This is a genomic window from Flammeovirga pectinis, assembly GCF_003970675.1.
Taxonomy (GTDB): Bacteria; Bacteroidota; Bacteroidia; order Cytophagales; family Flammeovirgaceae; genus Flammeovirga; species Flammeovirga pectinis.
Genome location: NZ_CP034563.1, coordinates 351,995 through 377,642, shown reverse-complemented (window position 1 = coordinate 377,642; position 25,648 = coordinate 351,995). Strand labels below are relative to the sequence as shown.

The 25,648-nt window shown below is 32.5% G+C and carries 17 protein-coding genes; 15 read left to right on the top strand and 2 right to left on the bottom strand.

Going from position 1 to position 25,648, the window contains the following annotated elements; translation table 11 throughout:
* The first annotated feature begins 35 nt into the window (after positions 1-35).
* The 3 genes from EI427_RS21900 (at position 36) to EI427_RS21890 (ending at position 4,334) form a co-directional block, all read left to right on the top strand.
* Positions 36-2,447 (top strand): glycoside hydrolase family 2 TIM barrel-domain containing protein, encoded by a 2,412-nt coding sequence (locus EI427_RS21900; protein WP_126619041.1) that lies wholly within the window; start codon positions 36-38, stop codon positions 2,445-2,447.
* Positions 2,448-2,967: 520 nt separating this feature from the next.
* Complete coding sequence (locus tag EI427_RS21895) at positions 2,968-3,417, top strand: hypothetical protein (protein ID WP_126619039.1); 450 nt, start codon at positions 2,968-2,970, stop codon at positions 3,415-3,417.
* A 281-nt stretch (positions 3,418-3,698) separates the two neighbouring features.
* Positions 3,699-4,334: an alpha/beta hydrolase gene (locus EI427_RS21890; RefSeq protein WP_126619037.1), complete on the top strand. Its 636-nt coding sequence runs from the start codon at positions 3,699-3,701 to the stop codon at positions 4,332-4,334.
* A gap of 27 nt (positions 4,335-4,361) precedes the next feature.
* Here EI427_RS21890 and EI427_RS21885 read toward each other — a convergent pair whose 3' ends face one another.
* The gene (locus EI427_RS21885; protein ID WP_126619035.1) at positions 4,362-5,741 is read right to left on the bottom strand and encodes a hypothetical protein; all 1,380 of its coding nucleotides are present in this window, start codon (positions 5,739-5,741) and stop codon (positions 4,362-4,364) included.
* Between the two features lie 373 nt (positions 5,742-6,114).
* On the opposite strand from EI427_RS21885, the gene EI427_RS25980 reads away from it, so the two are divergent.
* From EI427_RS25980 to EI427_RS21830, 12 genes are all read left to right on the top strand, one after another.
* Positions 6,115-6,291 (top strand): hypothetical protein, encoded by a 177-nt coding sequence (locus EI427_RS25980; protein ID WP_155523310.1) that lies wholly within the window; start codon positions 6,115-6,117, stop codon positions 6,289-6,291.
* A 660-nt stretch (positions 6,292-6,951) separates the two neighbouring features.
* Positions 6,952-7,497, top strand: a complete 546-nt coding sequence (locus EI427_RS21880; protein ID WP_126619033.1) for a GNAT family N-acetyltransferase — start codon at positions 6,952-6,954, stop codon at positions 7,495-7,497.
* Positions 7,498-7,696: 199 nt separating this feature from the next.
* Positions 7,697-8,431, top strand: coding sequence for an OB-fold nucleic acid binding domain-containing protein (locus EI427_RS21875; protein WP_126619031.1), 735 nt, complete (start codon positions 7,697-7,699; stop codon positions 8,429-8,431).
* 452 nt (positions 8,432-8,883) lie between these two features.
* Entirely contained in the window at positions 8,884-11,898 is a 3,015-nt protein-coding gene (locus tag EI427_RS21870) for a SusC/RagA family TonB-linked outer membrane protein (protein WP_126619029.1), read from the top strand.
* 11 nt (positions 11,899-11,909) lie between these two features.
* Complete coding sequence (locus EI427_RS21865; protein WP_126619027.1) at positions 11,910-13,451, top strand: RagB/SusD family nutrient uptake outer membrane protein; 1,542 nt, start codon at positions 11,910-11,912, stop codon at positions 13,449-13,451.
* Between the two features lie 10 nt (positions 13,452-13,461).
* Entirely contained in the window at positions 13,462-14,538 is a 1,077-nt protein-coding gene (locus EI427_RS21860) for a SusE domain-containing protein (protein WP_126619025.1), read from the top strand.
* A 16-nt stretch (positions 14,539-14,554) separates the two neighbouring features.
* A complete protein-coding gene (locus EI427_RS21855) occupies positions 14,555-15,772 on the top strand; it encodes a glycoside hydrolase family 53 protein (RefSeq protein ID WP_126619023.1) in 1,218 nt (405 codons plus the stop codon).
* Between the two features lie 98 nt (positions 15,773-15,870).
* Complete coding sequence (locus EI427_RS21850; protein WP_126619021.1) at positions 15,871-18,429, top strand: glycoside hydrolase family 5 protein; 2,559 nt, start codon at positions 15,871-15,873, stop codon at positions 18,427-18,429.
* A gap of 129 nt (positions 18,430-18,558) precedes the next feature.
* Positions 18,559-19,545, top strand: coding sequence for a glycoside hydrolase family 43 protein (locus EI427_RS21845; RefSeq protein ID WP_126619019.1), 987 nt, complete (start codon positions 18,559-18,561; stop codon positions 19,543-19,545).
* 330 nt (positions 19,546-19,875) lie between these two features.
* The gene (locus EI427_RS21840) at positions 19,876-21,897 is read left to right on the top strand and encodes a glycosyl hydrolase 53 family protein (RefSeq protein WP_126619017.1); all 2,022 of its coding nucleotides are present in this window, start codon (positions 19,876-19,878) and stop codon (positions 21,895-21,897) included.
* A 212-nt stretch (positions 21,898-22,109) separates the two neighbouring features.
* Positions 22,110-23,087, top strand: coding sequence for a hypothetical protein (locus tag EI427_RS21835; RefSeq protein WP_126619015.1), 978 nt, complete (start codon positions 22,110-22,112; stop codon positions 23,085-23,087).
* 302 nt (positions 23,088-23,389) lie between these two features.
* On the top strand, positions 23,390-24,136 hold the full coding sequence (locus EI427_RS21830) for a porin family protein (protein WP_126619013.1): 747 nt from the start codon (positions 23,390-23,392) through the stop codon (positions 24,134-24,136).
* A gap of 197 nt (positions 24,137-24,333) precedes the next feature.
* Here EI427_RS21830 and EI427_RS21825 read toward each other — a convergent pair whose 3' ends face one another.
* Entirely contained in the window at positions 24,334-25,557 is a 1,224-nt protein-coding gene (locus tag EI427_RS21825) for a pyridoxal phosphate-dependent decarboxylase family protein (protein ID WP_126619011.1), read from the bottom strand.
* Positions 25,558-25,648: the final 91 nt, after the last annotated feature.

Sequence of the window (25,648 nt, the reverse complement as noted above, 5' to 3'; positions counted from 1 at the left end):
TAATGTAATTGCATTATATTAAATAGTATGAAACAATGAACAAATTAACATTCATAATAGGTATCCTGTTATGCAATATATGTATTGCACAAAGAACGGAAACGTTATTAAAAGACAATTGGAAATTTAGTAAAGGCACTATAGATTCTGCTTTTACAAATAACTTTGATGATAGCCAATGGGAAACAGTTTCGATCCCTCATGATTGGGCAATTACAGGACCTTTTGACAAGGAAAATGATATACAACGTGTAGCTATTTTACAGGATGGAGAAAAATCTGCCACCGAAAAAACAGGAAGAACAGGTGCTTTACCTTATATGGGAACAGCTTGGTATCGTTTAAATTTTACCTCTCCAAAATTAGATGATGACCAAAAAATACTTTTGCATTTTGACGGGGCAATGAGTGAAGCAAAAGTATACATTAATGGTAAATTTGTTGGAGAACACCCTTACGGATATGCCTATTTTTATTTTGATATTACAAAGTACATTACTACTAAAGGAGAAAATACTTTAGCTGTACGTCTACATAATGAGCCAAAATCTTCCCGATGGTATCCGGGAGCAGGTATTTATAGAAATGTAAAACTTATTGTAAAAAATAAAAATGGAATTGCACATTGGGGTACTACTGTTACAACACCTTTTGTAGATAATGAGATAGCAAAAGTAGTTGTTAAAACTAACACAACGGGTACTGTAGATAAAGTAAAAACAGAAATACAAACGCTAGATGGTAAAGTAATTAGTACAGTAGAATCGAAGGTTAAATTTGCTGATCAATTTGAAAATACTTTGCAAGTAAAACACCCTCAATTATGGAGCCCAGAAACTCCTTATTTATATAAAGTGATTACAACAACATATAAAAATGAGGAAATTACAGACCAAGCATCGGAGCGTTTTGGTATTCGAACTATTTCTTATACTTCTGAAAAAGGCTTTGAGTTAAACGGAAAACAAAGAAAATTTAAAGGAGTTTGCTTACATCATGATTTAGGTCCTTTGGGTATTGCAGTTAATAAAGCAGCAATTAAAAGGCAACTTATAATAATGAAAGAAATGGGAGCGGATGCCATAAGAACAGCTCATAATATGCCATCAATAGAACAATTAGAATTATGCGATGAACTTGGCTTAATGGTAGTTGCTGAAAGCTTTGATGAGTGGAAAAAACCAAAAGTTGACAATGGATATCATCGCTTTTTTGACGAATGGGCAAAAAAAGATATTCAAAATTTAGTGAGAGCCACTAAAAATCATCCTTCTATTGTAATGTGGAGTGCAGGGAACGAAGTACCTGACCAATGGGGTAATGAAGGGGTGAAAAGAGCGAAATGGTTACAAGATATTTTTCATAAGGAAGACCCTACTCGCCCGGTAACTGTAGGTATGGACCAGGTGAAATCTGTAATGGAAAATGGGTTTGGTGCAATCTTAGATATTCCAGGTTTAAATTATAGAACACATTTATATGATGAAGCCTATGAGAAATTTCCACAAGGATTTGTACTCGGTTCTGAAACAGCATCTACTGTTAGTTCGAGAGGAGTGTATAAATTTCCGGTAGAAGAATTTAAAGCAAAAAAATACTCAGATTTACAAAGTTCTTCCTATGATTTAGAAGCGTGTTCGTGGTCTAATATACCCGAAGATGATTTTATTTTACAAGATGATAAATCATGGGTTTTAGGAGAATTTGTATGGACAGGTTTTGATTATTTAGGAGAACCATCTCCCTATAATGAAGAGTGGCCTTCTAGAAGTTCTTATTTTGGTATTTGTGATTTAGCAGGCATTCCAAAAGATCGTTATTATTTATATAAGAGTAGATGGGATACAAATAATGAAACCTTACATATTTTACCCCATTGGAATTGGAAAGGAAGAGAGGGTGAAATTACTCCAATTTTTGTTTATACTAATTATGAGAAGGCAGAATTATTTATAAATGGAAAGAGCCAAGGTATTCGTGAAAAAGATAAATCTTCAAGACTTGATAGATATAGGTTAAGATGGATGGATGTAAAATATGAAGCAGGTACGGTTAAAGTAGTAGCTTATGATAGTACAGATAAAATTGTAGCAACAAAAGAAATACATACGGCAGGAAAACCACATCATTTAAAACTAGAAGCAGACAAAACGACGTTAATTGCAAATGGAGAAGATTTGAGTTTTGTAACGGTAACAGTAGTAGACAAAGATGGAAATACTTGTCCAACTGCCAACCTACCATTGTCATTTAAAGTAAATGGTAATGCAACATTTAAAGCAGTTTGTAACGGAGATCCAACTTCATTAGAAATGTTCCATTTACCTAGGATGAAAACATTTAATGGGAAATTAGTAGTAATTGTGCAATCAAAATATAGCAATGGTACTGCAACATTAGAAATTAAAGGTTTAAAAACAGGTAAAGAGACCTTTATTATTCAATAGAAAAATGTTTTTGACCATTTAAACCATATTCTTCAAGAAAATATAAAACCATCTACACATTTCCATAAAATGTAGATGGTTTTACTTTATCAGACTATTTTAATAAAAACTATCTCGATTGTATTAGTAGTATCAAAATAAAAATTTGTATTTCAATCACTTTATTAACAACTTACCTACAGTTAATAAACTTCTCTTTATGATTACTAAAACTTCTATAAAGCAAACTATAATTTATAAAAGAGGGGTTTACTATTTAGTTAAAAATATAAACGGTGATATGTTTTTTTATTGTTGGGAATAATGCTAAAATGATGAAAATTAAAAACAAAGATTTTATAGAAATTATTAAGAATCGATTTTAACGTAATTCAAACTTTGTACTCAACCTCAAGTTTATTGCTTCGATATCAACAATTTTTCATAAACAAAACATTGCACTTAATACAAGAAAATGAAAGACGGAAACATTAAAATATGGATGACTAAATTTTTATTTATTTTTTTAATAAGTTTTACTGTGTCAACATATGGACAGGAACATAATATTTACCATATAAAGTTTGATTACTATCATGCTATGCGAATTCCGAACCACCATGTTTCAGTTGAATTTCTTAGGTATGGTGATAGTATATCAGTTCATTTACTTTCAGAGCCAATGAAAGCTTTGGATAATAAATGGAACCACACAAAGATTGACACGACTTTCAACCTAGATAAATCAGATTTTGACAAAATAGTTGCAGCTGTGAAACAAGTAAATTGTGTTGACATAACGAGTGGAATGGATGTTATGGGACTTGATGGTAGTACTTGTGAACTAATTTATGGTGGTGTGTCAACAGGAGTTTCATATAAAGTACCATCTCCTGATTCTGACACAGAAAAAAGGAATCTAAATGATTTTATGTTTGCTTGTAAAGCAATTTTACACACAGTCGAATTTGACCCAAAAGAAATTTTTTAAAAGAAATGCACATGGGTAATAACATAGTAATACATAGCAAATAGGGCGTTTGATGGTTTATGAGAGTTCGTGCTATCTATCCCCCAAAAACTGTACAATTTCACCCTTAATAATGCATTTCTCGTTTTGTATTACATTGAGAATTATCTCTCAATGGGCTAGCTAGCAGTAGAGTGATTATTTTAAATGTAAAAGGAATTTTATACTAAAATAAATACTATAATTAAATTAGTAGAGTCCATAGCTTCTGTAAGTTTATATTAGTAATAAATCTTATTTTTATGAAACATTTCAATATTCTACTATTTCTATTAATCTTATTGGTCTCATGTAAAGACAAGCAGAATACACGAATAATATTTTTTATACATAATCGCTTTATTGAAAACCATAACTTAAATGAAGAACATCCAGAGTATGGTAAAGCTGAGTACAAGGAGATAATTAGTAAGTTCGAAGAAAGTGGTTTTACAGTACTAAGTGAGAAGAGATCTAGAAATACGGATTCTTATAATTATGCTAAAAAGATTGTGGATCATATTGAAATTTTAATTGAAGAAGGAATACCAGCAAAAAATATAACAATTGTAGGTACTTCAAAAGGTGGGTATATAGCACAATATGTTTCGACTTATGCTAATAATCCTAATTTGAATTTTGTTTTTGTAGCAAGTTTTACAAATGCAGATATTAAGTCATTACCTGAAATCAATTACTGTGGTAATATATTAACTATATATGAAAAAACAGATCCTTATGGAGAATCTGCAATTGAAAGAGTAAAAACTTCAAATTGTAATATTAATCATTTTAAAGAAATAGCGTTAAATACTGGTTTAAAACACGGCTTTCAATTTAAAGCAATGGATCAATGGTTAGACCCAATAATAAAGTGGTCTAATGGGAACTACGAATAACTATTAACGAAGCCCAAGTTAAAAGAATTACCTCTTAATAATAGACCAATTATCTAAAACTATTTTATCATCATTAGATTGTAACCAAATCGTACTCTTTTTTAAAGCTGAAGAATTTATAACGATCTTAAAAGACACTTCATTTTTATGTGTTTTAGTAAAAAATTCAAATTGTTTGAGTAACTCTTTCTTATCAAACATAATAGTTACCCAGTGATATTGATCCTTGTTGTCTATATGTTTAACCCTAATTAAACTTGGCAATGGTGTAGTGCTTATTTTCTTTAAAAATTTAGAAGATCTTGAATATTGATTTAAATAAAAATCAACAACTGTTATATCTCTAAATTCAGAAATAGTCTCCTCTTTTTGTAGTAACTCAATATCAATTCCGTAAGCATATACATTTCTAAAACTCAATATTTCTTCTGGAGATAGGTTTCTAACTGTTCCTGCTTTTAAACGTTCAAAATCAATATTCAAATTTCTATAATTGATATTTTGTTCATCAATTTGAGAGTGGTTTTTCCAAATAGTATCAATACTTTGTCCATCAACGGGAGTAAAAGCAACATCAAAATAAGCCCCTAAATGAGTATAACTTGTGTACTCCCTTTTTAATACATCTACATTTCCATCAGGTAATATATTAATCAACAGATCACTAATAGTTAAATATCCATCGTAGTTCTCATCTATTTTTAATTTTTTCTGATCTATTGGAAAGGTGTCTCTATAGAATCTACTTTCTGATATTGAGTACCAAGATAACTCAAAAGAATCGAACCCGATTGGAATTAAAGTAGGACTCAATTGTGTGTAATATCTTTGATATCGCATCTGTTCGTTATCAGAACTTAAACCTTCAATTTGATTCATTTTTCTATCATTTTCATGATACCTGTAAGAAACAGAAGATGCTTTTTTTGTTTTAGAATCAAAGAATTTTATACGGTCAATTAGTACAGGGAAATCTATGGCATGTACTATAATAATAGCAGTAGTATAATTTTTTTTCTGAACATGATATAAACTTAATGCAGCACTAACAGACAAATATGTTGGATAGCCTATCAGTATAATAAACCAAATAAGTAGCTTAATCTTATAGCCGTCTATTCCATAAGTTGCCTGTTTAAGACAAAAAGAACCATAAGCAATAAAAGTGTACAAAGCAGCAAAGGACAAAAATAATAGTACTAATTCTAGGTCTATAGAAGTTGGAGTAGTGCTATTAGCAAAAGATTTACCCAAGGCCTTCCCATATAAGAGCAAATAACAGCTAATTCCAGTTAAGAGTAAAGTGACAATTGTTAGCATTACTTTACCTCCAATAAATGCAGATGGAACAAGAAATAGAAGCCCTACACCAATCATGATAAGAAGTGTAGTAAGAAAGTCGGACATTGATTAAAGAATTTATATACTAGTTCTACTTTATTCTATTACGCACAGAATAGTTGGATAAAAATAAGCAAACAACAGAGAATAAACAGAATATATGGGATATAAAAAATGTAGATAATAATGGCAATCTACTCATTAATTCAAATGGTTGAGTAACTCTACAAGAGGGTGTTCTGATTCACTTTTGGTGGAAATCTTTTTTAACATTATAGCAGATTGGATATTATTAATTTTGTTATGATGATATCACTCTCTACTTTTTCTATCAATGAATCTAATACTATAAGGAAAAGAGTCATTCATTTGAAATCTATATCTCCTTCTGGAAAATGTCCTTGTTGTCATACAGAAAGTAATTCGAAACATAGCTATTATGTACGTAACCTCAAAGATTTATCCTGGTCAGATTCTAGTCAAAGAGTTTAAAAGTTTTGATTTACCAGAGTATACAATTTCAGGAATAGAAACGGTAAGAATGATCCAAAAAGATCAACTTTCTGACAGGAAGGGTATGTCTAATCTCGAAGCTTTCAAAAGCTTAGCTGTTTAAGGAAAAGACATAAATTGAAAAAGAAAAAAAATCTTCGAATCAATGCGAAAAAACCACTTTTTTAATCCTTTATCTCTAATGAATCTTCTAAAGGTAGAGAAGTGTTTTTTTTAATACCGGATTCAAAACCTAATTCGAAAACCCTCATAAGCAAGTAACATATAAATACACCAATGGAAAATTTTTTCATACCTTTATTTACTTTTGAATGTTTATCAATTTTATTATCAGTCATAATATTTGCTTTATATTTATAAAGTTAAGTTGCAATTTTAATAGAATTCTAAAATTTTCAGATTGAATTATACACTTCATTTTCTTATATTTTTTACAACATTTTTACTACATTATTAAAATAATAATATAAAAACTAAATAAAATCTATTACAAGTTTCTTATATCTTCTTCATGACACATTCTTCGATTTCCATTTTTAGTTTAAGCTATTATTATCATAATCAGAAAGCTTTATCAATGTTGGACGTGAGATACCTAATAAATCAGTAGCTTGCTGAGAAGTAAGTAATACACCCAACCTATTTGATATAGTATCAGACCTTGATGGTATAGCAATAAATTACATTTACTCTTATGCTGATTATCCTATAGAATTGGTTCAAGAGGAATTTATAAAACGTTACACAAATTAAATTTAATATAATGGAAACAAATTTTAGAACAGACGCAAAGACAAAAGAACACAAAGAATTAGCTTTTAACATTGAATACACATCATTTAAAGAGGCTGGAGGAATTTACGATGAACGCCATGCAAAATTATATGCTGACCTTGCTGTTGACATGATTGACGACGGAAGTTATTCTATTATTTATAAAGGAGTTGCACACGCATGTTATACGCCAATAACAATAGATTCTAATCCAGAGTTAAATTGTTATGTTCTAGCTCCACTTGCCGTTTTACCAGATTTCCAAAGACAAGGATTAGCAACAGAACTAATGGATATTGCAGAGAAAGAACTTCAGCCAGATGTAGTTTTTATTGGTGGAGAAATACATCATTATGGAAGAAGATACAATACACCTCATAAAATAGGTTTACCTGTAAAGTCTGAAATGCCATTGGAAAATTGGTTCGCTAAAGAATTTAAAGAAGGGATACTTAACGGAATCGTATCAAATACAACTATTACAGGTCCTTATTCAAATCCTAAACAATGGGCACATCCGTCTGAACAATTTTAATATTATGCTGAATTCTAATCATAAAACCTGATTTGAAAAACCTTTTGGTAAATAGATTTAAATTATGAGCTAGACAATTCACAAAAAATGTTACACAGATTTGATAAACAATAGGCATTGCTTTTAAAGGAGCAGTGCCTTTGTTGTATCTAAAAATCATTTGATTAAATTTACCTTAAATCAAAAAAATAGAAGAAGAATGAAAATTTATATTGCATTTATAGTAGCTTCACTAAGCTTTTTAGCAAGTTGTAACACTTCAGAGCAAACAAATTCTAATGAGGGGAAATCGTCGTCAGCAGAGGTAATTAATTCAACAATTACAGAGGAGGTATTAGATGAAAATACGCATAAAGTTGTTGTAAAAGAGAAGATTGCTTCTGGAGGATATATATATATTAAAGTCTCTGAAAAAGGAAACGAATATTGGATGGCAGTGCCAGGTAGACAAATAGAAATTGGAGCTACGTATTATTATGATGGCGGAATGGAAATGAGAAATTTTGAGAGTAAGACTTTAAACCGAACTTTTGAGAGTGTTATTTTTTCTGAAGGTATTAGAGATACAAATAAAGGTGTTGCAAAAACCAATACTCACAGTAATCCAGAAGAAAAGACAAGTGTAGATCATATAGAAAAAGCACCAAACGGAATAAGTGTTGCAGAACTTTTTGAAAATCCTAAATCTTACTTAAACAAACAAGTAATTATTAAAGGGAAAGTGGTAAAAGTAAACAATGGTGTGATGAAAGTTAATTTCGTGCATTTACAAGATGGATCAATAGGGAATGGAAAATACGATATTACCATCACTACTAATGATACTTTTAAAGTAGGTGAGGTTGTAACTATTAAAGGAACCGTTACTTTGGACAAAGACTTTGGGTCGGGATATGTTTATGATGTTCTTGTAGAAAAAGCAGTTATTATTTAATACAATAATTCTACTTTAATAAATACATTATCGTATTCTACACAAGTTAAATTGTGTAGAATACGATAAACTAGAGGCATTGCTTTTTAAAGGGTAATGCTTTTTTGTTCTCTAAATTGTATTATGTTTAATATTAATCATATACTATAATAGTAAGAGTATTCTGTACTCTATTCTAGGAATGTAAAATTTGAATGTAATAAATGAATTACAAATAGAGAATAAAAGAGTTTTCCCTTAATATTTATTGATTCTTTTTAATAAATATATTCTTCTTATTTATATCTATTTACAATCATTTTATAATTTTTTATAATAAAAACACGTAATTTTTGTCTTTTTTAGCCTAAATGTTATAAAATTTAAACTTTATGTAAGAAAAGTGAAAGTGTAAAAGAGACTCTTTAACCTATGTTTGCAGTGTTCGAAATAATTAACTGTAAACAAATGAAATGAAGAAGCTATTACTATTTTTTAGTTTTGTATTTGTAACTGCTCTCGCTACAAATGCACAGGTTATTGTTAAAGGTCATATCACAGAAAAAGGCCAAGGTACTGGAATTCCAGGTGTCGCAATTTTAGAAAAAGGTACTACCAATGGAACGGTAACTGATTTTGATGGCGACTATTCTTTATCCGTAAGTAATAGAGAAGCTACATTAGTAATTTCTTATATAGGTTACCTTACAAAAGAAATTAATGTTTCTACTTTAGGGCGAATTGATGTAGAATTAGAAGTCGATTTACAAACACTAGAAGAGGTAGTTGTAATTGGTTATGGTGAAGTAGAAAAAACAGACGTAACAGGTGCTGTTTCTACTTTAGGAGATACCGATTTTATTCAGGGTGTAACCACTTCACCGCAAGATTTATTAACGGGTAAAATTGCTGGAGTAAATATCACAAGGAATACAGGTGCACCGGGTAGTGGTTCTACAATTCGTATTCGTGGAGGTTCTTCTTTAGGAGGAGCTACAAACGATCCACTTATTGTAATTGATGGTTTTCCTGTCGACGATGGTGATGTTTCTGGATTATCAAACCCATTGAATACTTTAAACCCAAGCGATATTGAATCTTTTACTGTTTTAAAAGATGCATCTGCTGCGGCAATTTATGGTTCTAGAGCTTCTAACGGTGTAATATTAATTACAACGAAAAAAGGTACTACAGACAAGATGAAAGTTACTTTCGATAATCAAGTGTCTATTAGTACACCAACAAAGTATGTGGATAATTTATCTGGAGATGAATACAGAACATTAGTAAAAGGATTATCCGATAATGGATTTAGTGGTATTGATGCAAATGCTATCAAGAAATTAGGTTCGGAAAATACAGATTGGCAAAAAGAAATTTTTAGAAATTCTGTTTCTTATGCAACCAACTTGAGCTTATCAGGAAAAGTGAAAAATGCACCTTACAGAGTATCATATGGTTATAATGATGAGAACGGCATCTTAAAGACAACTTCAACAAAACGTCATACTGTATCATTAAATATTAACCCTAAATTCTTTGATGAACATTTAGCGGTAAATGTGAACGCAAAAGGGACTGCTGCAAATACAAATTTTGGAGACCCAGGAGCGGTAGGAATGGCAGTAGATTACGATCCTACACAGCCTGTAAGAAATGGAAGTAATAAATATAAAGGCTTCTTTGCTTATACATCGTCAACATTAGCAGATGGTAGTATTGACCCTGAAGGTCCTGCAAATACCTTTATTACTAACCCAGTTTCTATGTTAGAATTAAGAGAAAACATAGCAGACGTTAAACGTTTTACGGGTAATGTACAATTAGATTACAAATTCCATTTTCTAGAAGATTTAAAAGCCAACCTTAATTTAGGTATGGACAATACAAATACTGATGGGGTAGACAATGCTAAACCGGGTACTACATGGACTTACCGTGATTATACAGGAGAAGAAGGTGGTAGATTACTAGATTATACATCAAAAACAGAATCGAAACTTTTAGAATTCTTCTTAAACTATAATAAATCTTTTGGTAAGCATAGTGTTGATGTAATAGGTGGTTATTCTTGGCAACATTGGAAAAGAAGCGGAACTACGTTTGATAGAAATACTGCAGGAGATCAAATTATCCAAGATTCTCAATACATGAACGAGAATTATTTAGTGTCTATGTTTGGCAGAATGATTTACTCTTTCGATAAAAGATATGTTGTTACAGCAACGGTTAGGAGAGATGGATCTTCTCGTTTTGCAGAAGGAAACCAATGGGGTACTTTCCCTTCTCTAGCCTTTGCTTGGAATATTAATAATGAAGCTTTTTTAAGCAATGTTGATCAATTAACTAGCTTAAAACTTAGAGTTGGTTACGGTATTACTGGGCAACAAGGTTTATCTCCAAATGTAGGAGACCCGTATTACCCTGCAATTCCTAAATACAGAAGAAGTATAGAAGGGGCATATTATCAGTTTGGAAACGAATTTTATAATACACTTCGTCCATCACCTTATGATGCAAACTTAAAATGGGAAGAAACAACGACAATTAACTTAGGTGTTGATTTTGGACTTTGGGATGATAAGTTAACAGGTACAATAGAAGGGTATCAGAAAGAAACGGATGATCTTTTAAATAGAGTACCAATTGCAGACGGAAGTAACTTTTCTAACTATTTGGTTACCAATGTAGGAACCATGGAAATTAAAGGTCTTGAGGTAACGTTAATGGGAAGACTTATTTCTAGAAATGACCTTACATGGTCTTTAGGAGGTAACTTTACTTACAATACAAGAGAGATAACGAAACTAAATAAAGTAGATAACCCAGAAGATCCAGGTGTACCAACAGGTGCAATTTCTGGTGGGCAGGGTAACATGGTTCAAATTCATTCAGTTGGGCAATCACCTAACTCATTCTATGTGTTCCAACAAGTATATAACGAAGCAGGAAAACCAGTAGAAGGGTTATATGCAAATAGAACAGGTGGTACAGGTGAAGTAGGTAGTAATGAATTTAATAAATACCATGCAAACAATCCAAATCCAGAATTTTTAATTGGCTTAAACACAAGAGTTAGTTATAAAAACTTTGATTTTTCAATGTCAGGAAGATGGAGTATTGGCAACAAAGTGTATAATAATGGTTTGGCCAATAATTCGTTATCCGGTTTATACCAATCTGCAGCAAATGGATACTTTACTAACATAAGAAAAGAAGCCGTAGATATTGGGTTTGTAAACCCTCAATATTGGTCTGATATGTATGTACAAGATGCCTCATTCTTTAAACTAGATAATGTTAGTTTAGGCTATACGCTAACTAAATTATTCAATAATAAAATTGATGCAAGAATGAGTTTTACAATTCAGAATGCATTAGTAGTAACAGATTATGAAGGCATTGACCCAGAAGTTGGTTATGGTATCGATAATAATATTTATCCAGTACCAAGAACATATCAATTTGGACTAAACCTTAACTTTTAATCGAAATTAAAATGAAATCTCTATATATATTTATATTATCAGCTTTACTTCTACAGCTAACATCATGCGTGAACGATCTTAAAGTATCACCTATCGATGAAAATGTAATTAACTCTGCCAATGTGTATAACACTACAGCAGATTACAAAGAAGGACTCGCAAAACTTTACGCAACATTTGCTATTTCTGGTCAAAAAGGACCAGATGGTATGGCTGATATAGAAGGTATTGACGAAGGGTTTGGCAACTATTTAAGACAATATTGGAACCTTCAAGAATTAACTACAGACGAAGCAGTTTTGTCTTGGAACGATGCTACAATTAAGGATTTCCATTGGCATACATGGACACCAACAGATACATTTATAGCAGCTATGCACTCTAGAATAATGTACACCGTTGCATTATGTAATGAGTACATTAGAGCTACAAGTGACAACGAGAATGCAGAAATTAAAAAATTCCATGCAGAAGCTCGTTTCCTTAGAGCATTGGCTTATTGGCACGGTATCGACTTTTTTGGAGCAATGCCTTTTGTTACAGAAAAAGATCTTCCGGGAGCTTTTTTCCCAGAGCGTATAGAAAGAATAGACCTATTTAACTATGTAGAAAGTGAACTTCTAGTAATTAAAGAAGAGTTAGGAGCTCCTAAATTTGAATACGGTAGAGCGGATCAAGCTACTGCAGGAATGTTATTATCAAAATTATATTTAAATGCAGAAGTATATACTGGTACAAGCAGATATGATGATTGTTTAACAGCACTACAGCCGGTATTGTCAGCTCCCTATACAATTCCTACAGAATACAGACATAATTTCGTATCGGATAACCATACAAGTCCAGAAATGATTTTCCCTATTACTTATGATGGAAGTAAGACCCAAACTTGGGGGGGTATAGTTTATCTAGTACATGCTCAGATTGGTGGTACAATGGACGCCAAAGGTATGTTTGGAACTGGTGATGCTTGGTCTGGTTTAAGAACAACAAAAGCGTTGGTAAATAAATTTGATTTAGATAATGATTACCGCGCTTTATTCTGGACAGACGGACAAAATTTAGAAATTGATGATATTGGATTATTTACAGATGGATACGGAATCACTAAATTTCGTAACAGAAAGCTAAACGGAGATTTGTCAGATTCAAATCACAATGTACAAATAGATACAGATTGGCCTATGTTTAGACTTTCTGATGCCTATTTAATGTATGCAGAAGCTGTAGTGAGAGGTGGTTCTGGTGGGTCTCAGAGCCAAGCTGTTGACTATATTAATGTACTACGCACAAGAGCAAATGCGGGTAGCATTTCGGCAGCAGATTTAGATTTACCTTTTATTTTGGATGAACGTGCAAGAGAACTTTTCTGGGAAGGGCATAGACGTACAGATTTAATACGCTTTAATCAGTTTACTGATGGTGATTACCAATGGCCTTGGAAAGGAAAAGTAAAGGAAGGTATTCCAACGGCAAGTCATAGAGACTTATTTCCAATCCCGTCTAATCAACTGACAGCAAATCCGAACTTAAAACAAAACGTAGGCTATTAATTCTATACGTATGAAAAATATATCAAAATTATTGGTGCTCTTGTTCAGCTTAATAGGTTGTATTTCGTGCCAAGAATCAGAAACAGAAAAAGCAATATTAAAAAGTGAAGTGACCGCTAATGATCTGCTTCCATTAAGTGCAACATCTTTTGTATTATCAGAAGAAAAAAGTGAAGAGAATTTCGATTCTTTGACATGGACTCCAACAGATTATGGATTTCAATCTGCCGTAAATTATACTGTGCAGTTTGATGTGGAAGGGAATGCTTTTGCTACACCAATTAATCTAGCCAATACCTTTGAACTGACTTCTGGATTTACAGTAGGTAATATCAATAAAAGCTTATTAGAAAAGGGAGTTGCAGGTGGTACAGCTGTAAATGTAGAATTTAGAGTAGTGTCTTTAATAAATGAAGAAGTAGCAGAAGTTTACTCTTCTGTAGAAAAAGTAGAAATAACTCCTTATGCTCCTTCTGTACTCTCTCCTCTTTACATTAATGGAGACGATCAGGGTTGGAATTTTGATACTTCTTTAGATTTTAATGTTCTCGGAATTGGAGAATTTGAACTCATAGGAACATTCACTAATGGAAGTTATTTCCGTTTCTTCGAAGAAAAATCATGGGAAGCTAGTCAGTTAGGCTATGGAGATTTTGAAGTAGTTGATGCCAACTTAACCGAAGCAGGAGATGGAGACGATAACTTTATTTTTTCTGGTACGACAGGTGTATATACAATGACGGTATCTTATGCTACCAAAACAATAACTATGACTGCGGCTTCAACGCCAGAATTATACATCGTTGGCGATCAAAATGGTTGGTCTTTTGATGCTGTTACATGGCTTGGTGGTGGTAAATACGAAGGAACTGTAACAATAACCAACGGACAAATCTTTAGGTTTTTTACAGTAGATGGAGATTGGGGATCTCAACAATACAATTACACTTATTTTATGGATGGTACACTTAGCGATAATTTAACGGGTACTACAGAAGGAGATGCAAACTTTACTTATGTTGGTGCAGATGGTACTTATAAGTATACAGTAGATCTTTATTCTAAATCTTTTATCATTCAAGAATAGATTAAATAATAAGACAATGAACTATAAAAATTTAATGATAAGCCTTTTTGTAACAGTTTTAATAATGAGCTGTTCTGAAGCAAAAGAAATAACGGAATCTATTGGGGAAGAGTCACTTATTCCTTCTGATTCAACAACAGAAAACTCATTCTATTTTGGAGCAGACTTGTCTTATGTAAATCAAATTCTTGATGAAGGCGGACAGTATAAAGTTGACAATAGACAAGAAAACCCCTATCAGATTTTTGCTGATAGGGGCACTAATCTAGTTCGTTTAAGGTTATGGCATACACCTAAATGGAGTCAAAGTTTAGACAATGATCAAGAGGCAAAACTATACAGTGATCTTGCTGATGTAGAAAAAGCAATGGTTGAAGCCAAAGCAAAAGGCATGGAAGTAGTATTGGATTTTCATTATTCAGATACTTGGGCAGACCCAGATAAACAACATGTTCCAGAAGCTTGGAAAAATATTGAGAGTTTAAGTGTATTATCAGACTCTATATATAACTACACTTTCAGCACGCTTACTTATTTAAACAGCAAAGGGTTAATGCCAAGTTTTGTGCAAATTGGGAACGAGACGAATTGTGGAATGATGTATACTGATGCATCAAATACTTTCCCTAAATGTAACGTTTGCGATGGGAATTGGGCAAATTTGAAAACAGTTTTAAGCAGTGCAATATCTGCTGTACATGCTGTTAACGATACGGCCTTAACAACTACAAAAACAATTTTACATGTTGCTGATCCAAAAAATATAGAATGGTGGTTTGAGAACATTACGAGTGGAGACGATGCCGTAAATTTTGATATTATTGGGATTTCTTATTATCCAATTTGGCACAATACAATTGCATTTAATCAAATGGAAACTACTGTAAAAGGCATTAAAAGCAAATTTAATAAGGAGGTAATGATAGTAGAAATTGCTTACCCTTGGACTACAGAAGCAGATGATGATTACAATAATATTTTTGGGTATGGAGATATAGTTCAAGGCTATCCATATACTCCAGAAGGTCATCTAAATTTAATGAAGTCGTTTACGCAGAGTATGATAAATGCAGGAGCATTAGGAGTAATTTATTGGGAACCTGCTTGGATAGCTGTGCCTATTAAAACGTTATGGGGAACGGGTTCTTCTTGGGAAAATTGTGCCTTCTTTGATTATAATGGAAATGCAACTAGCATTTTTGACTACATGACTTACGAATACACTGGTTTATAAACTTAGACAAGAAGCATTTTTAGAACTACTCTTTTTTTAGAAAGCTTTTTTACAGAAAGAGTAATGTTCTAAGTATCTTTTTAAAAACTGAAATCGAAATGAATAAATTATATATATACCTTTTATGTACATTACTAACAGCTAACCTTTTTGGACAAGAAAAAAAAGATGTTTATGTAGATAAAGAGGGAGTTATGCGCTGGCCAAATACTACTGAAGTGAAGGGGTTTGGTGTAAATTACACAGGTCCTTTTGCACATGCTTACCGGTCTTCTAAGAAATTAGGTGTTAACCTAAAAGAAGCAATTGATAATGATATCTACCACTTCTCTAGACTAGGTTTTGATGCCTATAGAGTACATGTTTGGGATACAGAAATTAGTGATTCTTTAGGGAATATTTTAGAAAATGAGCACTTAGAGTTATTTGATTACCTAGTAGCAGAGTTAAAAAAGAGAAATATTAACTGCTTAATTACTCCCATAGCATTCTGGGGAAATGGTTGGCCAGAGAAAGATACGTATTCTCCAGGTTTCTCTCATAAATATGGAAAGGAAGCATGTTTAACAAATGCAGCAGCCATAAAAGCACAGGCTAACTATTTAGCTCAATTTTTAAATCATAAAAATAAATATACAGGTATTGCCTACAAAAATGAGCCAAGTATTGTTGCGTTTGAAGTAAGTAATGAGCCACATCATGTAGGTACTCCAGAACAAGTAACTGCCTATATTTCTACTATGGTGGAGTCCATGAAAAATACAGGCTGCTTAAAACCTATACTTTATAACGTTAGTCATAGTATAGAATTAGTAGATGCGTATTATAATGCAGGTATTGATGGAGGTACATTCCAATGGTACCCTACAAACTTGGTTTCAGAAGCAGAATTAGGAGGGAATTTATTGCCCAATGCAGACAACTATAAAATACCTTTTGCAAATAATAAAGCATTTAAAAGCCATGCAAAAATAGTATATGAATTTGATCCAGCAGATACTCATAAAGCATATATATACCCTGCAATGGCAAGAAGTTTTAGAACTGCGGGTATCCAATGGGCAACACAATTTGCTTATGACCCAACGTTTTTAGCCAATAAAAATACAGAATACAACACTCATTATATGAATCTTTCATATACTCCACACAAAGCTTTAAGTTTAAAAATTTGTAGCGAGATATTTCACGAGATGCCAATGTATAAAAGTTATGGAGCTTTCCCAGAAAACACAACATTTGGGAACGTATCTATCTCTTATGATAAAGACTTGGTTGAATATATGTCTGATGAAAAATTCTTTTATACAAACTCAACAATAACATCACCTAAGAAAGTAAAGCAACTAAAGGAAATTGCAGGAGTGGGGAGTTCAAAACTTATTGATTATGAAGGAACAGGGGCATATTTTTTAGATGAATTAGAAACAGGGGTTTGGCGTTTAGAGGTACAGCCAGATGTTTTAATTACAAAGAATCCTTATGGTAAAAATAGTTTAAAGAAAAAGGTAGCAGAAATTATTTGGAACAATTGGGAGATGTCGGTAAAACTACCACAACTAGGTAACGATTTTACAGTAAAGGCAGTAAATGAGAATAATCAATTATCAAGTACTGCAGAAAAACATACTTTTACGGTTTATCCGGGAACATACATCTTAGCTAAAAAAGGGAAGAAGCATAAATGGACGGCCGAAAGTAATTTTGGGGCTATTAAAGTCGGAGAATACTATGCTCCTAAATCAGAATTCGAAAACTTTACAGTAGTGCATTCACCAAAAAAAGAAGTGTTCTCAGATACCTCATTTACTATAGAAGCAACGCTAGTAAATACAACATTACCGCACAGTTTAAAGTTGATAGGATATACAAATCATCAGCAAAAAGAATACACTTTAAAACACTTAAAAGGATATACATATGATGTAGAAATTCCTAAAGATGATATTGGAGAAGGCTATTTTAATTATTTTATTGTAGCAGATGTAAACAACACTGTAATCACTTTCCCAAATGCCATAAAAGGTAAACCTTCTGATTGGGATTTTACATCAACAGAAATGTACGAAACGAGGATAATTGCTCCTTTGTCTTCGATTACACTTTTTGATGCTTCAAAAGATTTTGAGAAACTAAATAAAACATGGAATACTAATGTAACTTTAGCACCAAATTTCCGAACTGCTAAAGATGCCCTGAAGATTAATCTGGATAGTATACCAACCGATTTAGGAAATACAGTACCTAATTATGCATTGCGTTATTATTTTGGTAATACATTAAAAACAAGTAATACAACAATTGGTAATTATACACAACTTGAAATAATAGGAAATGCATTGGTAGATACACCACAAAAAATTGAAATAGCATTAGTAGGGAACGATGGAACTGCATTTGGTGCTATTGTAGAAATGACAGAGAAAAAAGGAATATATGTGGTGAAATTAGACACCTTACGTACTACAAAATTAGTAACACTTCCTAGACCATATCCAGATTTCTTACCTTATTATTTTTCTCCTACTACTGTAAAAACGGTAATAGATTGGCGTAAAATAGAATCCATTCAACTTGCAACAGTAGAAAAACACTGTCAGATAAATATAGAAAGTATACGCTTGGTGTATGCTACTTCCTCTTTCAGTAGCTTATAACTACTTTATACAGGTCAATTTTGAGAAAACGATAGAGTGAAAAATTAAGGTAATTGCATAAATTATTGTCTTAGTTTTTCACTCTATCTGCTTTTAAATAAACCAACATATTTAATAATTAAAGAAAAGATGATAGACAAATTTATAAAAAGCAGCTTGTTCTTAAGTGCGGTATTCATAAGTAGTTTACTATCTAATTGTACTCAAAATAAAGAACTAAATGAAGAGGCTTATCTTTTTATTTACTTTACAGGAAATGAAATTACTGACGAAACAGTACACTTTGCCCTTAGTACTGATGGGTATACATTTACAGCCTTAAATAATAACTCTGCAGTGCTTAACTCTAAAAAAATAAGCAAAACAGGAGGAGTACGAGACCCTCATATTTTAAGAGGAGAAAACGGGGTATTTTACATGGCTCTTACAGATATGGTATCTAGTACGGGATGGGATACTAACAGAGGATTAATTTTATTAAAATCAAAAGATCTAATAAACTGGTCTTCATCTGCTATTCATTTTCCAGCACGTTTTAAAAACCAAGAAAATTTAAAAAGTGTGTGGGCACCTCAAACTATTTATGATAATGAAAGCGGTAAATATATAATCTATTGGTCGTCCAAATATGGTACTAAAGAGGAGGTACTTTATTATGCATTTGTAAATTCAGATTTCACAGATTTAGAAGGGTATCCTACGCCACTTTTTATCCCTAAAAATAAAGCACATTGTATAGATGGAGATATAATTATTAAAGACGATTTATACTATCTTTTTTATAAGACAAGTAATGAAAACGGCGAGGGTATAAAAGTAGCAACAGCAACATCTTTAACTGCAAATAAATGGAAAGAGTACCCTAATTTTCTTCAAAAAACAGATAAGCAAGTAGAAGGTTCTGGCATTTTTAAACGTAACAATTCAACTGATTATATTTTAATGTACGATCTTTTTCAAGATCATGGTTATGAGTTTTGTAAAAGTAAAGACCTCCTAAATTTTGTTTCTACCGAAAAGAAAGTAGAACTCAATTTTAGCCCAAGACACGGTACAATTCTTCCTATTACGGGCAAAGAATATGATTTATTACTTGAAAAGTGGGGAATGCAATAATTCATAAAATAAATAAGTTTTTTATTAGAAAACCTTAATAATAGCCTTTAAAAGCGTTAGTGTACGATTAACACTAATTTATGTATGAAAATGAAAACTAATTATAATAAGATCTACCTACATTTGATACATACTCAATAACATAACCTAAGCAACACTATATAAAATGTAATTGAGTTTTTTTGAGCATATATGAAGAAATAATTTGAGGTTGAAATTCTTGATTTTTAAAGTGTGATAAATGACAATACATCACATTTGTAATTTTAAGAATAGCAACTGATACTCATTTTGAGTAAGTGCCGTTAGCTATGAAATGTAAATGAAATTATGAAAACAACTACACTACTATTAATCATCTTATTCTTGTCTACATTTAAAATGTCGGCACAAGTTTTTTACAAAGGAGCAGACCTGTCTTATGTAAACCAATTGGAAGATTGTGGAGCCGTTTATTACGACGAGGGTATTTCTACAGATCCATTTGAAATTATGGCCAATCATGGTGCAAATCTTATTCGGGTAAGGTTATGGCATAACCCTATGGCCCATTCCGAATTCCCTACCAATTATTCTTCTTTTGAAGATGCGGTAATAACCATTACAAGAGCAAAAAATGAAGGAATGCATGTACTATTGGATTTTCATTATTCTGATAGTTGGGCAGACCCAGGAAAACAGACTATTCCTGCAGCTTGGGCCTCTTTAGTAGATGACACCCCAGCTTTAGAAACAAAAATGTACGATTATACCTATAAAGTACTTACAGATTTGGATGCTATGGGTTTAATGCCAGAAATGGTACAAGTCGGTAACGAGTCTAATGGACAAATGTTAAGTGCCGAAGGTGTGAATATTAAAACAGTAAACTGGGAAAGACAAAGTGCACTGCTTAAAGCAGGTATTGCAGGAGTGAGAGCAGCAGGTAATGTATCTTCTATTCAACCTCAAATTGTTTTACATATTGCTAATCCAGCACATGGCGATGATTGGTTTGGAAATGCAATTAGTAATGGAGTAACAGATTTTGATATCATGGGCTTTTCTTTATATCCAGAGTGGCATGGAGGAAATGTTGGACAAGCAGGTAACACCATTGAATACCTGAAAGAGAAATATAACAAAGAAGTTTTACTCGTAGAAGTTGGTTTACCTTTTACTCTAGATTATAATGATACTGCTCCCAACATGCTATCTGCTATGCCTAGTGGATACGAAGTGAGTGCAACAGGACAGAGAGATTGGTTGATAGATATTACCACAGAAGTATACAATAGAGGAGGAATGGGTGTAGTCTATTGGGAACCAGCATGGGTTTCTACAGGCTGTGAAACAGAATGGGGAACTGGATCGCATTGGGAAAATGGAGCTTTTTTCGATTTTAACAATTCACTACTATTGGACGGAGGCGTTCAATTCCTAGAACAAAAGTATGTGCCAGATGCAATAGATAATGTCACTTTTAGAGTGGATATGTCGGCAGAAACAGGAGTAACTGAAGCCTTTATAACAGGAGATTTTACAGGTACATCAGATTGGGAAATTGTGCCTATGATTGCACAAGGAAATGGTATTTTTACGTACACCACAACACTAGTAGAAGGAACAACAGGAGGCTATTTCTTTTTAAAGGGAAATAATTGGACAGATAGAGAAACAGTACCATCAGCATGTGCTTTAATGTGGGAGAGTGATAGGCAATATACAATTACAAGTGGCGAAAATATTTTTTCTTATGCTTGGCAAGATTGCACACCTCAGTTAAATAGTGAAATAACTTTTCAGGTTGATATGACAGGAACTTCAGCTACTGAGGCCTTTATAACAGGAGATTTTACTGGAGAAACGAGTTGGGAAATTTTACCAATGGAACACCAAGGAAATAACATTTACACCTACACTACAACTTTAGAAATAGGTACCACAGGAGCATTTTATTTCTTAAAAGGAAACAATTGGACAGATAGAGAAACAGTACCAACAGCATGTGCTTTAATGTGGGGTGTTGATAGACAGTACACAGTTGGGAGTACAAATAATACAATTGAACTTATTTGGGAAAGTTGTACAAGTACATCGTCTGCTAGAGTAACAGATAACTCATTAGAAACAGAAATTTCAGCTCAAGTTTCTTTATTTCCTAATCCATCAAAAGCATTAGTTAAAGTAAAAGGAATAGCACAATCAAATTATCAATTATATAATTTACAGGGTGTTACTGTCCTAGAAGGCATATTAAATAGTGGTAACTCATCTATAAATATTGAACAGCTACCTAAAGGAATGTACGTTTTACATCTTACAAATAAAGATGCACAAACAAGCAATGTAATTAGATTAATAAAAGAATAGGTTATGTGTTTTAATAGATAAATTTCTTAACTCTGACTACTTGTTTTAGCTCTCTTACAATTTGTGAGAGAGCTTTTTTGTTACAATTTTAGGCCGCCATTTTACTATTAAATTGTATTTGTAACTCATGGCAAATGTATCTAGGGTTTTATAGCCTTTATATCCCTTCTGAAAGTAGAATATAAATGTTGAACAATAAAAATTAGAGGAAAATGAAAATTCAAGTTAACACAGAGTGGGATGACCTTAAAGAATGCATTTACGGTAAAGATTACGGTTTTTTATTTCCTGAATGGACTCCTGAGTTTGAAACAATACTTACGCCAGAATTGGCTCCATATTTTAAAAAACATGGTGGACAATGGCGCGAACAATTTGATCCGGAGGGACACCAAAGAACTATAGATCAACGTGAGGCAGTAGTTAAAATTTTAGAAGATTTAGGTGTAAAAGTACATAGACCGGAGAGACTTACTGAAGAGCAACTTAATTATTATCCTAAAAGTGCAGGAGAACACCAAGGATGGATGCGTGATGGTATAGCTGTTATTGGTAACAATTATATTGAATTAGCAAGTCGAAGACTAAGTGTTCGTTATGATAAATTTGTATTACGTCCATTAGCAAAATCTATTAAGAATTTAGGAGGACGATGGTTGGCAATGCCTGAACCGGCACCCTTACAAGATCCATGCGAAGAGACTGAAATTCCTTTTTTAGAAGGTGGTGATATATTCCCTTTAGGTAAAGGACGCGTATTAGTTGCCAATAATACAGGAAACACAGCGAGTAACGAAGCGGGTGTTGATTGGCTTAAAGGTGCTCTTGGTAGTGATTATGAAGTATGTACTACTCGAATTCGTCCTGATTTGATCCACTTAGATTATGTATTAATGACACCGCGTGAGGGTGTTGCAGTGATCTATAAAGATGGATTTATTGATGGTATACCAGAATGGATAGCTGATTGGGATTTGATCGAGATAACAGAAGAAGAAGCCCACTCCGCAGGTACAAATCACTTAGTAGTTAATAGCAATCTTAGTATTGTTGCTGCTGAACATGAGCGTATTGCTAAAGAGATTGAAAAACGAGGTATTGAGGTTATTCGTGTACCTTATGGAGAATGCTTTAATTTTGGTGGTTCACTCAGATGTAGTTACCACCCACTTGTAAGAGAAGTAAAATAAATAATTATCTTACTACTTAGATTGACAATATCTTTTGTCGATCTAAGTAGTACATACCAGAACCCAAATAAATACAAAATTTTCTTTATAAACCTAAGACTTTCCCTTTACAATTTTCTTCAGAATTAATTTAAACCTGATTAAAAATACGTTACTTCTTTATCCCATTATTATTTGTTGTACTTGTTTAAGTTGGAGTATTGATTGTGTAAGAACTAAATTAGTGATAGATTTATTGTAATTCGTTTATTTTCTATTTTATAGCTTCGTCCTCTAATACTCAATCTAAAAAACATACTCAAATGAGAAAAACTTCATTATTATTTATCATAACATTCTGCTTATCTTTTTTTGCAACTCAACAATCTTACGGACAGGCAGCAATTTTAGCATTACTTTTTGGGGATAAAGTGGCTTCAGAAAACTTTAATATAAGTTTAGAATTAGGTTCTACATATATGGGGTATTCAAACTTAGAGAATTCTAAGAGTTCTAAACTTGGGCTTAACTTTGGTATTGCTGGTAATATAAAAATAGCAGATAATTGGTTTGTATCTCCGAGTGCATATTTCCTTGCGAGAAGAAATGCACAATTTAGTTCGTTATCACTAGATTCTGGAAACCCTAGTTTAGATGCTAATTTTCAAAATGTGAATACATCAATAGACTTAAATTATATTGATGTACCGATCTTTATTAGCTATCAAACTAATAATAAAAAATTTAGATATAGTGTTGGGCCTCAAGTCTCTTTCTTAAACTCTTCGAATGCTACTTTTAAAGGTGCAGAAGGTAAGTTTGTTCAGGATGTAGGAGGTTCTACTGGAAGCCTAGATTATGGTGCAATAGCAGATTTTGCCTATATATTAGGTAAAGCACACAAAGGAAGAGGTATACATTTACACTTAAGATATTATTACGGAATGACAGACGTATTTACTGATGAAATTAGTTCAGGATATAACCGAAATAGCTTTGTATCCTTACATTTAAGTTTACCATTTATTACTGATGCATTGGCAAAGAAAAACCTTGAAGAGTTAGACTAATTTAAATTTGAGTTAAAAAGAATAAATATCAGAAAAGTAAAGTACGAAGTTTCTAATTTTGTTTGATTAGAAACAATTGTACTTTACTTTTTTAATTATAAATTGAAACGGCTCAATGAGAATATATCCATTGAGCCGTTTTTTTATCTTTAAATTCTGATCAACTACAACGTTATTTTATGCTGTGACCATTATAACTATTTAGCAGAAAGTTCTGCTACTAAAGGTTCTAATTTTTCTATAGTAACGTGTTCCATTACTACCACTTTATACCATTTAGGATTGTGATGTACATCTGGTACTAAACCAAATCGTTTTGCGGTTTCTGGCGAAATATTTTCTGCTCGCATAGTAACAATATTAGAATCCTCACTTCTAAAATACGGGATACCAATCTCGTCTAATTTATGCGTAAACCAATCTGCCCTTTTAGATAAAATGTAAATTTTTTCTCGCATGCCATACGGTCCATATGTCATTAGAATCATCCAGATGGCAATTGCATTTGCACCAGATCGAGAACCGATCATTGTAAAATCATCGCCTTCAACATAATCAGCTTTAGTATTGGCATATTGCATCCAATCTTTTCTAATTAAAAATACACCAGTCCCATAAGGTGCTTGCAACATTTTATGAGCATCTAAAGTAACAGATGTCACCTTTGGGTTTCTAAAATCTAACCGATGTTGTTTGTGCGAAAATGGAAAAAAGAAGCCTCCGTAAGCTCCATCAATGTGCAATTTGTAGACAATATCATGTGCATCAAGATAATCTGTAAATAGGTCTACCTTATCTACGGAGCCATACATGGTAGTCATCATGTTAGCAATAATGATAAAATATTTTTTACCATCTGCCTGTGCCTTTTTTATACAAGTAGCAACTGTATCTTCTGATACTTCTCTCGTATCAAAATCAACAGAAATTCTATAATAAGAAAGGGATAAAATATTGGATGCTTTAGCCATTGAATAATGACTATCTTCTGAAGAAATAATTGCAATTTCATCGTTAGCAGCACCAAATTCTTCCTTGTAATAATTTCTGTAAATCCATATTGCCTGCATGTTTGCTTCTGTTCCTCCAGATGCTACATATCCATCAATAGTGTTTACTTCTGCTTTTAGAATATCAGTTCCGCAAACTTCAATTAACTCTCTTTCAATAGATTGAGTCCCTTTAAAAAAACTTTCAGAAACGCCTTGTGTGTGGCAACCAATATGGTTTGGGTTATGTAATAACGTGGTAATAAATGGCGCCTCTTTTAAAAATGGAGCATCGTCTGGAAATACTTTACTATCTAAGTGAGAACCAGGAACTCCCAACGATTGATTTCCAAAATAATCTGTATTATTATCTAAGGCATCAAAAATTCTATCTTGAATTTCTGCGCGTGATTTCTTTTTCCAAATGTGCATTCTAGTATGTAATATGTGGTGCACAAAGATAGTCAATTCGTTACCACACCAAATTTTTTATAAAGGATAATTACCTATTCCTTATATTTAC

Bases quoted from the DNA above. Each gene is read 5' to 3' on its own strand.
- EI427_RS21900 (WP_126619041.1), top strand. From the start codon at position 36: ATGAACAAATTAACATTCATAATAGGTATCCTGTTATGCAATATATGT.
- EI427_RS21890 (WP_126619037.1), top strand. From the start codon at position 3,699: ATGAAACATTTCAATATTCTACTATTTCTATTAATCTTATTGGTCTCA.
- EI427_RS21885 (WP_126619035.1), bottom strand. From the start codon at position 5,741: ATGTCCGACTTTCTTACTACACTTCTTATCATGATTGGTGTAGGGCTT.
- EI427_RS25980 (WP_155523310.1), top strand. From the start codon at position 6,115: ATGTACGTAACCTCAAAGATTTATCCTGGTCAGATTCTAGTCAAAGAG.
- EI427_RS21880 (WP_126619033.1), top strand. From the start codon at position 6,952: ATGGAAACAAATTTTAGAACAGACGCAAAGACAAAAGAACACAAAGAA.
- EI427_RS21875 (WP_126619031.1), top strand. From the start codon at position 7,697: ATGAAAATTTATATTGCATTTATAGTAGCTTCACTAAGCTTTTTAGCA.
- EI427_RS21870 (WP_126619029.1), top strand. From the start codon at position 8,884: ATGAAGAAGCTATTACTATTTTTTAGTTTTGTATTTGTAACTGCTCTC.
- EI427_RS21865 (WP_126619027.1), top strand. From the start codon at position 11,910: ATGAAATCTCTATATATATTTATATTATCAGCTTTACTTCTACAGCTA.
- EI427_RS21860 (WP_126619025.1), top strand. From the start codon at position 13,462: ATGAAAAATATATCAAAATTATTGGTGCTCTTGTTCAGCTTAATAGGT.
- EI427_RS21855 (WP_126619023.1), top strand. From the start codon at position 14,555: ATGAACTATAAAAATTTAATGATAAGCCTTTTTGTAACAGTTTTAATA.
- EI427_RS21850 (WP_126619021.1), top strand. From the start codon at position 15,871: ATGAATAAATTATATATATACCTTTTATGTACATTACTAACAGCTAAC.
- EI427_RS21845 (WP_126619019.1), top strand. From the start codon at position 18,559: ATGATAGACAAATTTATAAAAAGCAGCTTGTTCTTAAGTGCGGTATTC.
- EI427_RS21840 (WP_126619017.1), top strand. From the start codon at position 19,876: ATGAAAACAACTACACTACTATTAATCATCTTATTCTTGTCTACATTT.
- EI427_RS21835 (WP_126619015.1), top strand. From the start codon at position 22,110: ATGAAAATTCAAGTTAACACAGAGTGGGATGACCTTAAAGAATGCATT.
- EI427_RS21830 (WP_126619013.1), top strand. From the start codon at position 23,390: ATGAGAAAAACTTCATTATTATTTATCATAACATTCTGCTTATCTTTT.
- EI427_RS21825 (WP_126619011.1), bottom strand. From the start codon at position 25,557: ATGCACATTTGGAAAAAGAAATCACGCGCAGAAATTCAAGATAGAATT.